Origin of the sequence: Streptomyces sp. NBC_01334, from assembly GCF_035983595.1 — a bacterium.
Lineage (GTDB): Bacteria > Actinomycetota > Actinomycetes > Streptomycetales > Streptomycetaceae > Streptomyces > Streptomyces coriariae.
The window spans coordinates 1583298-1595040 of record NZ_CP130718.1; the positions used below are offsets into that span (position 1 = coordinate 1583298).

Sequence of the window (11743 nt, forward strand, 5' to 3'; positions counted from 1 at the left end):
CGGGCCGGTCGCGTCAGACGGGCCGGGCCTGCTGTCGGACGGTGAGGCTGTCCACGGGCTGCTGGGCCGAGGCGGACGCCTCGCGCTCCCCCGTGGTGGGCGACAGCGCGACGAAGGCCGAGGTCAGGAAGAGATAGGAGCCGAGGCCGACGGCGAGAGGGAAGATGAACTGCATCGCCGAGGCGCCCGGCAGCGGCTCGCCGGAGGGCGTGACATGGACGCTCACCGCGAGCATCGCGGTGTAGTGCATGCTGCTCACCGCCGCGCCCATGACGAGGGAGGCGAGGGTGACCGCGATCGGCGACCTGATGTTGAGCGCCGCCCAGAGGGCCGCGGTCGCCGCGACGACGGCGATCAGGACGGACAGTCCGACGCGGACGGGGTCGTACGTCACGTCGGCGTGCAGCCGGACGGCGGCCATGCCCAGGTAGTGCATGCTGGCCACCCCCAGGCCGGTGGTGAGGCCGCCGATCAGCAACGCGCGCGTGCGGTCACGGCTGTAGCCGACGGCGAAGACACCGGCGCAGACGACGACCATGGCGACGAGAAGGCTGAGCACGGTCAGCGGAACGTCGTAGCGGATGTCGGTGCCGCTGACGGCGAAGCCCAGCATGGCCACGAAGTGCATGGTCCAGATTCCGGTGCCGATCGCCGAGGCGGCGGTGATCAGCCAGTTGCGGCGCGAGCGTCCGGTGGCGCCGAGTGCCCGCACGGTGCAGCGCAGCCCGAGGGCGGCGCCCACGCAGGCCATCACGTACGACAGCACGGGGGTCAGCCAGCCGAAGGCGGCGTGGTCCAGGTGTCCCATGGCCACGGGACGCTAGTGGGGGCACGGGAGCACAAAGGGGGCGCATTTCGAAAGGTGTTGAAATGTGGCGCAGTAGTGCGCCGGAACGATCGGGTCACGCTCGAACGTGTGCACCGAGGCGTCGTCCGTGTCGGTGAGGGATCATGCGGAGCATGAGCGACGACCACACACACGTTCAGGAGTTCTTCGGCGCCCGGGCCGCGGACTGGGACAGCCGCTTCCCGGACGACGGCCCCGCCTACGCCGCCGCGGTCGGCCGGCTCGGCCTGCGTGCGGGAGCGCGTGTGCTGGACGCGGGCTGCGGCACCGGGAGGGCCCTGACGCCGCTGCGTGCGGCCGTGGGCCCGTCCGGAGTGGTCGTCGGGGCGGATCTGACGCCGGCCATGCTGGCGGCCGCCGTACGGGCCGGACGCGGCCGTGCCGGGCGGCTGATGCTCGCCGACGTGACCGCGCTCCCCTTTCGCTCCGCGTCGCTGGACGCCGTGTTCGCGGCCGGCCTCATCGCCCACCTGCCGCGGCCGGAGGAGAACCTGCGGGAACTGGCCCGGGTGGTGCGCCCCGGCGGCACGCTGGCACTGTTCCACCCGATCGGCAGGGCGGCGCTCGCGGCCCGTCAGGGAAGGCAACTCACACCGGAGGACCTGCGCGCGGAACCCAACCTCCGCCCGCTGCTGGCCGGTTCGGGCTGGCGCATGACGTCGTACGCCGACGAGGACGCCCGCTTCCTGGCCCTGGCCGTCCGCGAGGCATGAGGGCTCACGCCTCCCCGGCGACCGCCCGCACGAAGGCGTCGGGGTTGTCGAACATGACGTTGTGACCGGCGCCCGGAACCGTCACCACGCGCACGCCCGCCGCCTCCAGGGCGTCCGCGCCGTCGAGCACACCGGTCAGCTCACCCTGGAGGTAGACGCGCTCGACCGCGTCGAGGCCGACCAGGATCTCGCGCATGACCGGGTCGGAGCCGCGCCTGAGTCCGACGGCGGTGCGATACAGAGCACGCGGGTCGGCCAGCCGCATGGTCGCGGCCCACATCGGCCCGACGTTGCCCAGCACGCGCGCGTACCCGCTGTCGACGAACTCCTCCTCCGTGTACGAGGCGATCCCGCTGCTCCCCGCGGAGGGCGGCGGAAAGGGGTCCAGATTGGCCTCCGTGAGCACGAGCCGTGCGACCAGATCGGGCCGGCGGTGGGCGAGGACGACGGCCACGGAGCCGCCCATGCTGTGGGCGACCAGCTCGGCGCCGGTCACCCCCGCCGCGTCCAGCGCGGCCGCCAGGGCGTCGGCGTGTTCGTCGAGTGTGTAGCCGAAGTCCGCGGGGCGGTCGCTGATGCCGTGTCCGGGCAGGTCGACGAAGAGGCTGCGCCGACCGGCGAGTTCGGGACGGGCGGCCACATGCGCGTGGTAGGCGGCCGAAGCCGCGCCCAGGCCGTGCACGTACACCCGCGCGGGTCCCGCGCCCTGTGCCTCGGTCCAGCGGACATGGCTGCCCGCACCGTCGAACTCCGCCTGCTGCATCGTCTCCCCCTCGGTTCGTCACCGCCGTCGATTCCGGCGACGCTCAACATACATCGGATCGGATGTATCTAGTCAACGCAGTATGACACTACCGATGTACTCGATGATCGAGGTAAGGCCGCATCGATGTACCACTGGCATGCGGCAGAATGCGGGCATGCTGGAGCTCGCCATCCTCGGTTTTCTGTACGACGCCCCGCTGCACGGCTACGAGCTGCGCAAACGCATCACGGCGCTGACGGGACACGTCCGTCCGGTGGCCGAGAGCACCCTCTACCCGACGATCAAGCGGCTGGAGAAGTCGGGATTCCTGGTGCGCACCACCGAGCCCGGGGCCGTCGCCGCTCCTCGCCATGTCCTCAGCCTCACCGACGAGGGCGGGAGCGAACTGCGCCGGCAGCTCGCCGAACCCGCCCAGCGCGACATCACCGACGAGAACCGCTGGTTCACGGTGCTCGCCTTCCTCCGGCACCTGGACGACGCCGCCGCCCAGGCAGCCGTGCTGCGCCGCCGTCTGGCCTTCCTGGAGGAGCCCGCGAGCTTCTTCTACGAAGGTGACCGGCCGCTGCGAGCCGAAGAGCTGGAGGATCCGTTCCGGCGCGGTGTGCTGACCATCGCGCGTGCCACGTCCCGGGCCGAGCTCACCTGGCTGCGCGACACACTCGCCTCACTGGGCGGATGACCCGCCCGGCTCCCGGACGGGGCAGCCTCGGACGCCGGGCACCGGGCGGGTGCGCGGCGCGGCGGCAGCAGCCGCAACAGGCGTCCACGCGCGCGTACCGCAGCCCGCACCACCGCGCGGGTCCCGGGGCTCGGAGGGGTGTAGCGAAACGCCGTCAACAGGTGTTCGTCGAGCAGGGCGAGTGTGGCGTTGCGCAGGACGGTTGCCAGCGGCCTCGGATACCAGGAGGCCATCAGGGTGAGCGTGGCGTCCGAGACCCGGCGCGCGCCCTGCGCTACAGGGCCGGCTCCAGGGTGCGGGTGACGTCCCGGGGGAACTCGTACGCCGCGGTGAGTCGACAGATCTCGAACGCGTCCTCGTACGGGTCCATCCGCCGGATCCGCCTGAGCCGTTCGAAGCGCTTCACCGCACCGTCCCCCTTCTGCCGCCGGAACTCCAACTCTAGGTTGAACAGCAGGAGATGAAGGATCAGTCAGGGCAACCACGCAGGGGGAAGGCGGTCGGCATGTTCGACAGGGTCCGCAAGGCCTACGGGAGATTCCGCGACGCGATGCGCGCGCGGTCGCGTCCGGACGGGGAGGCGAGTCCCGAGAAGAAGTCCCGTGGTGGTGGGAAACGCACCCACAATCTGTTCGAGGCGGCCGCCGCGTACGTCTCGGCGTGCGCCGAGGACGATCAGGACAGGATCGACGAGGCGGCGGGCTGGGTGTCGCCGGAGGCGCTGTCCTTCGGGGTGAACGAGCTGGCCTGTCGCGCGGTCATCGCGCTCGCCCGGGAGCGCGACGAGTCGCCCCGTACCGTGGCGCGTGAGCTCCTCGGACTGCCGTCGGCGTGACAAATGCAACGGTCGGGGGTGGTCGATTCGCCCCGTCCGACCGGAAAGCCGCAGCTCGGGTGTGTCGGGGAGTCGTGACAAGCGCCTTCCCGCCGCACTAGGGTGCGCGCCGTTGGACAAACCTATGGGGAGGCTGGGATGGCTGGGACGGACGAGGACGCCGTCGCCGCCGCGGACGATGCGCTCTATGTGCTCACGGCGGTGCTGCTGACGCCGGCGAAGTTCCCGAGCGCGCTGGGCGACGACTACCCGGAGGCCTGTGCGGCGCTCGGCCTCCCGCCGCTCGCCGACGGGTACGGATTGGTGCTGGGCCAGGACGGCGAGGGCGCGCGGTGGACGGTCGTCATCGACGACGTGTCACTGGTGGCCGTCGCCATCGCGTCGTGGGACTGCGGCATGGAATACGACCTGTCGCCCGGCGAGCGGACGGTCGTCGCCGCCCTGCCCGGCTGGCCGCTGGCGGTCGCCGTCGCGGCTCCCGGCGTACCCGCGCCGCACGATCCCGCCGCCGAGGTCGCGGAGGGCCCCGCCCTGGCGCCTCCGGACACGACCACCTGGGGGCCGGCCCAGCGACGCCTGGGGGCCGACGAGATCGCGCTCCAGTGGGCCCTGTGGCGCGAGCAGATCGACGACGCGGACTTCGCCCGCCCCCAGGAGGGCACCACCGCGAACACCGGTGCCGGCGCCGACCAGGGAGCTCGGGACGAAGAGCGGGGCGGGTCCGGCCCGGCCGACCGCGCCGACGGCGTCAGCGGGGCTGAGAAGGGCACGGTGAGCGGCCACAGCGGCATCCGACGCGTCCTCGCCGAGGTACGCGCCTACGTGGACGCCCCGCCTCCGCTCGGCCGTGTCAGGTCGTCGTTCGCTCCGGGTGACGCGCGTACGCTGCGCGCCGACGGCCCCGGCTGGTCGCTGGTCGCCAGGACCGACGACATCGCGTTCGTCCTGCTCGACGAAGAGCCCGGCGAGGTGCTGCCGGTCGGCCGTGGACCCGAACTGCCCGGGCTCCTCGAAGCGCTCGACAAGATGGCCGTACGGCCGCTCTGAGGTCGCGGCGATCCCTCTGCGGCCGTCGGCGCCCACTCCATGGGCCCCGACGGCGTGGACGTTCGGAGGACGGGGACCGCGACGCGGTCCCCGTCACTCAGCGGCCGAGCTCCTTGCGCGTGGCACGGCGCAGCCTGCGCCGCTGAGAGGGATCCAAGGTGAGGTAGGCCGCCGCCGGAACCCCCAGCACGATCAGCAGGGCGGCCCACCAGGGCAGCCAGATCAACAACAGCAGTCCGACCGCCACACCCCCTGCGGCGATCTTCGCGTTCTTCGACATGTGCGTCGCCTCCTTCGCGGCAACTGCCGCTCTCTGCCATGAAAACGGCTCCGCGCGGCCCGCGGTTCCGGACTCGACCCTGAGACGTCCCTGAGGTACAGCCCCGAGACGCCCCTGAGAGTTCCCGTCCCAGGATGGCGGACCAGACCGGATCCTCACATGGTGCGCGTTTGCCGCCGCAGTGCTGTACCCTCGGCGACCCCGCCCCTGGTAGTCAAGTTTGAGGAGTAGTTCATCACCGTGCAGAGGGTTCCCTTGGAGACACCGTTCGAGATCTCCGAACTGGCACGTTGCTCCGCCGTGTTCCTGCCCGGCACTCCGGCCCGAACCGGCGGCGTCGCCTTCTGGCGACCCGACGACGACGCCCTTCCCGCCGCAGTCGGCCGACGGGTGGAGGAACTCTCCGTCATTCTGCCGGCCGGCTCCGGTGTGGCCATCGCGCGCGTGCCCGCCCTCCTCCTGCCGCTGGAAGAGGCCTTGCCTCTCCTCACCCGCGCGCGTGCCGTGCCGGACGGACACCGGGCCGCCGCCTTCTGGGGTGCGGCCGCTCTGCTGGCACTGCGGTGTGTGGCGCGCGGTCTCCTGCTGCCCGGTCTGTCACCGGAGGACCACGACGCCTGGCGGATCGGCCCGCTGGCCCCGGAGGACATCGATCAGGTACGCCGACTGGCCGCCTCCATGCCGCCCGAGGCACACGCCGTTCCCGTGGACGAGGCCCCGCCCCTGCGCCTTCCCGACCCCGAGCGACTGCTGCGCGCGTTCCTGGACGCCGTGGCGGACGCGCTCCCCCGTACTCCCGCCGCGCCGCTCCTGACGGGAGGTCCGGCCTACGCGGCCCCGCAGCCCCGGCACCTGCCGGAACTGCGCGCCTGGGCGGCCGACGTCGCCGCGGGCCACGACGCCGGCGTACGGATCTCGCTGCGGATCGAGGTCTCCGGGCTCGACATGCCCGGGATCGACGCGCCCGGGTTCAGGGCCGTGCCGCAGGTGCACAGCGTGAGCGACCCCGCGATCGTCGCGGACGCCACCGACGTCTGGGAGGACGCCGGTGTCACCCGCGGGGCGTTCGGCCCCCGCGCGCGGATGGACGCCCTGCTCGCCCTACGCCGTGCGGCCCGTGCCTGGCCGGCGCTGACCCCCTTGCTGTCGGCCACCGTGCCGGACGCCGTCGAGCTCCTCGACGAGGAGCTGTCCGAGCTGCTGGGCGAGGGTTCTCGGGCACTGGCGGGCGCGGGGATCGAGGTGCACTGGCCGAGGGAGTTGGCCCGCACCCTCACCGCCCGCGCGGTCGTCGGGCCGCCCGAACAGCAAGAAGGGCCCGATCGGCTCGGCGCGGACACACCGTCCTTCCTGTCGGCCGACTCGCTCCTGACGTGCACCTGGTGGTTCGGGCTGGGCGACCAGCAGCTGACCCGGGAGGAGCTGGACCGGCTGGCCGAGGCCAACCGGCCTCTGGTGCGGCTGCGTGACCAATGGGTCCTGATCGACCCACGGGAACTGCGCCGGGCACGCGCGCAACAGGACCGCAAGATGACGCCCGTGGACGCTCTGGGCGCGGCTCTGACGGGCTCGACGGAGGTGGACGGCCGCCGGGTCGACGTGCGGCCCACCGGGTGGCTGGCGGCCCTGCGCGAGCGGCTGACGCAGCCCGAGGCGCAGGAGCCCGTGGCGCAGCCCGCGGCCCTGGACGCCACGCTGCGCGACTACCAGCGGCGCGGCCTGGACTGGCTGGCCCGGACCACGGCGCTGGGACTGGGGTGCTGTCTGGCGGACGACATGGGGCTCGGCAAGACCGTCACGCTGATCGCCCTGCACCTGCACCGCGGGACGGACGCCTCGACGGCGGGCCCCACCCTCGTGGTCTGTCCGACGTCCCTGATGGGCAACTGGCAGCGGGAGATCGAGAAGTTCGCGCCGGGCACGCCGGTGCGCCGCTTCCACGGTCCGCAGCGTGATCTGGCGTCCCTGGCCGACGGGGAGTTCGTCCTGACCACCTACGGCACGCTGCGCCTGGACGCGGGACGGCTCGGCGAGGTGCCGTGGGGCCTGGTCGTGGCGGACGAGGCCCAGCATGTGAAGAACCCGTACTCGGCGACCGCGCGGGCGCTGCGCACCATCGACACACGCGCCCGCGTGGCGCTCACGGGCACGCCGGTGGAGAACAACCTGTCGGAGCTGTGGGCCATCCTGGACTGGACGACACCCGGTCTGCTGGGCCGGCTCGGCGCCTTCCGTACGCGGTACGCGCGAGCCGTGGAGAGCGGCGGGGACCCGGCCGCGGCGGAGCGGCTCGGCCGGCTCGTGGGACCGTTCCTGCTGCGCCGCCGCAAGTCGGACCCGGGGATCGCCCCCGAGCTGCCGCCCAAGACCGAGACCGATCGGCCCGTGGCCCTCACGCGGGAGCAGACCGGCCTGTACGAGGCCGTGGTGCGCGAGACGCTCGCCGCGATCGCCGAAGCGGACGACATGGCGCGCCGGGGGCTGATCGTGAAGCTCCTGACCGGTCTCAAACAGATCTGCAACCACCCGGCGCAGTACCTCAAGGAGGAACGGCCGAGGACAGCCGGACGCTCCGGGAAACTCGAGCTCCTGGACGAGCTGCTCGACACCCTCCTCGCCGAGGGGGCGAGCGTCCTGGTCTTCACGCAGTACGTGCGGCTGGCGCGGCTCCTCGAACAGCACTTGGCGGCGCGGGGCGTACCCACGCAGTTCCTGCACGGCGGTACTCCCGTCGCCGAGCGCGAGAACATGGTCCGGCGTTTCCAGGACGGTGAGGTCCCCGTGTTCCTGTTGTCGCTCAGGGCCGCGGGCACGGGCCTCAACCTCACGCGCGCGGAGCACGTCGTGCACTACGACCGCTGGTGGAACCCGGCCGTCGAGGCGCAGGCCACGGACCGGGCGTACCGCATCGGCCAGACCCGGCCCGTGCAGGTGCACCGGCTGATCGCCGAGGGCACTATCGAGGACCGCATCGCCGCCATGCTGCGCCGTAAGCAGGATCTCGCGGACGCCGTTCTCGGGACCGGCGAGGCGGCGCTCACGGAACTGACGGACGCCGAGCTGGCCGATCTGGTGGAGCTGCGAGGGGATGCGCGATGAACCGGCACGACAGCGTCGAGGAACGGACCTTCGCCGCATTGCCTCCCGCGCACGGGAGGGGCTTCGCACAGACGTGGTGGGGACGGGCGTGGCTGACCGCGCTCGAGGACGGCGCGCTGGACGGGGAGCAGGTGAGGACGGGCCGTCGGCTCGCGCGCGCGGGCGCCGTGGGCGCGGTGTCGGTGCGACCGGGGCGGATCACGGCCGTCGTCCAGGACCGCGATCACACGCGGCACCGGGCCGACGTGCTGCTCGACCGGCTCCCGGACGACCACTGGGACCGACTGCTGGACCTGGCGGTGGAGCGCGCGGGGCACGTCGCCGCACTGCTGGACCGGGAGATGCCGCCCGATCTGGTCGAGGACGCCGAGTCGGCCGGCATCGACCTGCTTCCGGGGCCGGGCGACCTGGAGGCGCAGTGCGACTGCGGCGCCTGGGACCACTGCGGTCACACGGCGGCGGTCTGCTACCAGGTGGCGCGGCTGCTCGACCAGGATCCCTTCGTCCTGCTGCTGCTTCGGGGACGTGCGGAACGGAGCCTGCTGGACGACCTCCAGGCGCGTGGCTCCGCCGCTCGGCCCGACGCGGAGCCGCTGCGGACCGAAGGTGTGGACGCGGCGGAGGCGTACGCGGCCGGGAACATCCTGCCCCCGCTGCCCTCCGTGCCCGAACTCCCGCCGGAACCGGGTGTGCCGCCCTCCTGGGACACGGATGCCCCGACCCCGGCCGGGGTCGAACCGGCGGCGCTGGAGATCCTGGCGGCCCGGACGGCGGCCGCGGCACACCTGCTGCTCGCCGAGGCGCTTCGCGAAGGAGCGGAACGGCGTGCGCCGACGGCCCGGTTGACCGTGGGCCAGGACGCCGTACGGCTGGCGGAGGGCGTCCTCGACGTATCCGGGACGGCGGATCGCCCCGGCGAGGCCGTGCTGGGCCGTCTCGCCGCCGGGTCGGGGCGCGACCGGGCGGAGCTGGCCGCTGCCGTCCGGGCCTGGCGACACGGCGGGGCGGCCGCCCTGTCCGTGCTCGAGGAGGAGTGGGTCGTGGAGGGCGAGGCGTTCGCACGCGCGCGTGCCGCGCTGGACTCGGCCTGGGAGGAGGACGAGCGGCCGGTGCTGCGGGCACGGGCGAACCGGTGGACGGTCGTCGGGACGGCCTGCCAACTGCGGCTGGGGCGGGACGGCAGATGGTGGCCGTACCGCGAGGAGGGCGGTCGCTGGATGCCGGCCGGCGATGCCGCCCACGACCCGGCGACGGCTCTGGCCGCGGCCCGTCCCGACAGCGAGGAAGCGCTTTCTTAGGCCGGGCTCCCTACGACGACGCGCGGGGCTTCGGTCCGACGGACGGCCGACGCCCCCTGTTCATCCGGAGGTCGTACGGCGTTCGGCGCGTGCCCCAAACCTGGCCGCTGTCAGCGAACTTGTCGCATCTTCTCCTCAGGAGGCCTGATGTCCCCGCACGCCACCGGTCGGCGCCGCGTCCACCGTTCCGTCGCGGCGGGCGTACCGCTCGCCGTGCTGGCCGCGCTCGCCACCGCCGGACCGGCCGCCGCGGGCACCGGGGCCCAGGAGGCGCACGTCACGCGCACCGCGACGCTCGCCGACATCCCGCTCGGGACGTTCAGCAACGCGCTGCTGCCCGGCACGGTGGCCGACGACCGGGGCGTGGACCTCGGCGGCATCGGCAGTGACATCTATCCTGCGGGCCGCAAGGGCGAGTTCTGGACGGTCACCGACCGCGGGCCCAACGGACAGATCAAGGTCGGCGGCACCAAGCGCCGTACGTTCCCGGTGCCCGGGTTCGACCCCGCGATCGTGCGGATCCGGGTGTCCGGGGACGCGGTGAAGGTGCTCCAGGCGATCCCGGTCACCACCAAGTCGGGGAAGCCCGTGACGGGCCTGTCGAACCAGGCGGGGCGCGACGAGGCGCCGTACTCCTACGACGCGCAGACGTCGGTGTCGTACAACCCGGACGGGCTGGACACCGAGGGCATCGTGCGGGCGGCGGACGGGAGTTTCTGGCTCGTCGACGAGTACGGGCCCTCGCTGGTGCACGTCTCCGCGCGCGGGAAGGTGCTGACGCGTTACGTGCCGCAGGGGCTGAAGCTCACGGGCACGGACTACCCCGTGGTGGAGGCGCTGCCGGCCGTCCTGCTGCACCGGAAGATCAACCGCGGCCTCGAGGGGCTGGCCCAACTCCCCGGCGGTGACCTCGTCCTGGCGGTGCAGAGCCCGCTGTCGCTTCCGGACACGGACGCGGGAGAAGGCTCGCGGACCACGCGTCTGCTGCGTTTCTCACCGAAGAAGAAGGCCGTCACCGCCGAGTACGCGTACCGCTTCGACCCGGTCGAGGTCGTCGACCCGAGCGAGGACGACACCTCCGAGCTCAAGATCTCCTCGCTGGTCGCCGTGGGCGGCGACCGGCTGCTCGTGGAGGAGCGCACCGACAAGGCCGCGCGGCTGCACCTGGTACGACTGAGCCGCGCGGCGAACATCCTGGGCGGCCGCTGGGACGACGACACGACGTCCCCCTCGCTGGAGCAGCTGGACGACCCCGCGGCCTCGGGAGTCCCGGTGCTGGCGAAGCGGCTGGCCGTCGATCTCGGCACGGTCACCGGGGTTCCCGGGAAGATCGAGGGCGTCGCGCTCGTGGACCACTCCACGCTGGCCCTCATCAACGACAACGACTTCGGGATGACGGACGGCGCCGGCGCGTTCGACGCGCAGGGCCGGCTCGTCGACAGCGGCATCGAGACGACGGTCACCTACGTGCGGCTGCCGCGCGGCGTGTGAGCGACGGCACCTCGGCCCGCGCGCGTGGCGCTGTGCGGCGGCCACGCGCGCGTGACCGCTAGGGCAACAACTCCTCCAGGGACGGCAGCAGCGACTCGAGATCGCTCGGCAGATCGCTCGGCAACGCGGTCGGCAGCCGGCTCGGCAGTCGGGTGGGGAGCTGCGACGGCAGCTCGGTCGGCAAGCCGCTGGGCAGCTCGACCGGAAGACTGAAGGACGGGGCGGGGGTGGCGCCGCTGCCGGTGCTGTTGCCGACGTTCGGCTCGCCGTCCGGCGAATCGTCGCCTCTCATCAGCACGACGGCGACCACGGCCCCGGCCGTGAGGAGCAGCGCGAGGACGACGAAGAGGGGGTTCCTCCGCCTTCCGGACCCGCCCGGCGGACCCGATGGAGGCGGCGACCAGCCGCCCCCGCCCGTCCCGTCGTCGGGTCCGTAGCCGGAGCGGGGCGGTCCGAAGCCGCCCGGAGGCGGCATGTCGCCCGGCGGTCCGGGCGGTCGAGGCGGTACGGGCGGCATGGCCATACCGTCCAGCGTCGCGGGGAACCGCTCGCGGCGCGAGCCCCGCACGGAAGTTGATACCGACTCATGCCATGGACCGCATGATTCCGGCGTATTCCGCGCGGAGGTCGCTCGAAGGCGAGCGAGAACCGAGCGGAGACCGAGCGAGGACCGAGCGAGAACCGAGCG

The 11743-nt window shown here is 73.0% G+C and carries 12 protein-coding genes and 1 pseudogene; 7 read left to right on the forward strand and 6 right to left on the reverse strand.

The window, feature by feature from the left end; genetic code table 11:
• Positions 1 to 13: 13 nt before the first annotated feature.
• Complete coding sequence (locus tag OG736_RS07170; RefSeq protein ID WP_327181690.1) at positions 14 to 808, reverse strand: MHYT domain-containing protein; 795 nt, start codon at positions 806 to 808, stop codon at positions 14 to 16.
• Positions 809 to 960: 152 nt separating this feature from the next.
• On the opposite strand from OG736_RS07170, the gene OG736_RS07175 reads away from it, so the two are divergent.
• On the forward strand, positions 961 to 1560 hold the full coding sequence (locus tag OG736_RS07175; RefSeq protein WP_327181691.1) for a class I SAM-dependent methyltransferase: 600 nt from the start codon (positions 961 to 963) through the stop codon (positions 1558 to 1560).
• A 4-nt stretch (positions 1561 to 1564) separates the two neighbouring features.
• On the opposite strand, the gene OG736_RS07180 is transcribed toward OG736_RS07175, so the two are convergent.
• Positions 1565 to 2323, reverse strand: coding sequence for an alpha/beta fold hydrolase (locus OG736_RS07180; protein WP_327181692.1), 759 nt, complete (start codon positions 2321 to 2323; stop codon positions 1565 to 1567).
• Between the two features lie 157 nt (positions 2324 to 2480).
• Between OG736_RS07180 and OG736_RS07185 the strand changes: the two genes are divergently transcribed.
• Entirely contained in the window at positions 2481 to 3005 is a 525-nt protein-coding gene (locus OG736_RS07185) for a PadR family transcriptional regulator (RefSeq protein WP_028806161.1), read from the forward strand.
• On the opposite strand, the pseudogene OG736_RS07190 reads toward OG736_RS07185, so the two are convergent.
• Positions 2991 to 3277 (reverse strand): annotated as a pseudogene (locus tag OG736_RS07190) (oxygenase MpaB family protein); the annotation flags it as partial. The gene OG736_RS07185 and the pseudogene OG736_RS07190 overlap by 15 nt on opposite strands.
• Positions 3278 to 3279: 2 nt before the next feature.
• Entirely contained in the window at positions 3280 to 3411 is a 132-nt protein-coding gene (locus tag OG736_RS47240; protein WP_442817215.1) for a hypothetical protein, read from the reverse strand.
• A gap of 99 nt (positions 3412 to 3510) precedes the next feature.
• Between OG736_RS47240 and OG736_RS07195 the strand changes: the two genes are divergently transcribed.
• Both OG736_RS07195 and OG736_RS07200 read left to right on the forward strand, forming a co-directional pair.
• On the forward strand, positions 3511 to 3840 hold the full coding sequence (locus OG736_RS07195; protein WP_327181693.1) for a hypothetical protein: 330 nt from the start codon (positions 3511 to 3513) through the stop codon (positions 3838 to 3840).
• A 138-nt stretch (positions 3841 to 3978) separates the two neighbouring features.
• Positions 3979 to 4887, forward strand: a complete 909-nt coding sequence (locus OG736_RS07200; protein WP_327181694.1) for a hypothetical protein — start codon at positions 3979 to 3981, stop codon at positions 4885 to 4887.
• A 97-nt stretch (positions 4888 to 4984) separates the two neighbouring features.
• On the opposite strand, the gene OG736_RS07205 is transcribed toward OG736_RS07200, so the two are convergent.
• Positions 4985 to 5167, reverse strand: coding sequence for a tail-anchor membrane protein (locus OG736_RS07205; RefSeq protein WP_020125819.1), 183 nt, complete (start codon positions 5165 to 5167; stop codon positions 4985 to 4987).
• A gap of 240 nt (positions 5168 to 5407) precedes the next feature.
• Between OG736_RS07205 and OG736_RS07210 the strand changes: the two genes are divergently transcribed.
• The 3 genes from OG736_RS07210 (at position 5408) to OG736_RS07220 (ending at position 11055) form a co-directional block, all read left to right on the forward strand.
• Positions 5408 to 8266, forward strand: a complete 2859-nt coding sequence (locus OG736_RS07210) for an SCO1167/SCO6262 family helicase (protein ID WP_327181695.1) — start codon at positions 5408 to 5410, stop codon at positions 8264 to 8266.
• Positions 8263 to 9564, forward strand: a complete 1302-nt coding sequence (locus OG736_RS07215; protein ID WP_327181696.1) for an SWF or SNF family helicase — start codon at positions 8263 to 8265, stop codon at positions 9562 to 9564. Before OG736_RS07210 ends, OG736_RS07215 begins: the two co-directional genes overlap by 4 nt.
• Before the next feature lie 147 nt (positions 9565 to 9711).
• Positions 9712 to 11055: an esterase-like activity of phytase family protein gene (locus tag OG736_RS07220; RefSeq protein WP_327181697.1), complete on the forward strand. Its 1344-nt coding sequence runs from the start codon at positions 9712 to 9714 to the stop codon at positions 11053 to 11055.
• 58 nt (positions 11056 to 11113) lie between these two features.
• Here OG736_RS07220 and OG736_RS07225 read toward each other — a convergent pair whose 3' ends face one another.
• A complete protein-coding gene (locus OG736_RS07225; protein ID WP_327181698.1) occupies positions 11114 to 11578 on the reverse strand; it encodes a hypothetical protein in 465 nt (154 codons plus the stop codon).
• Between the last annotated feature and the right edge of the window lie 165 nt (positions 11579 to 11743).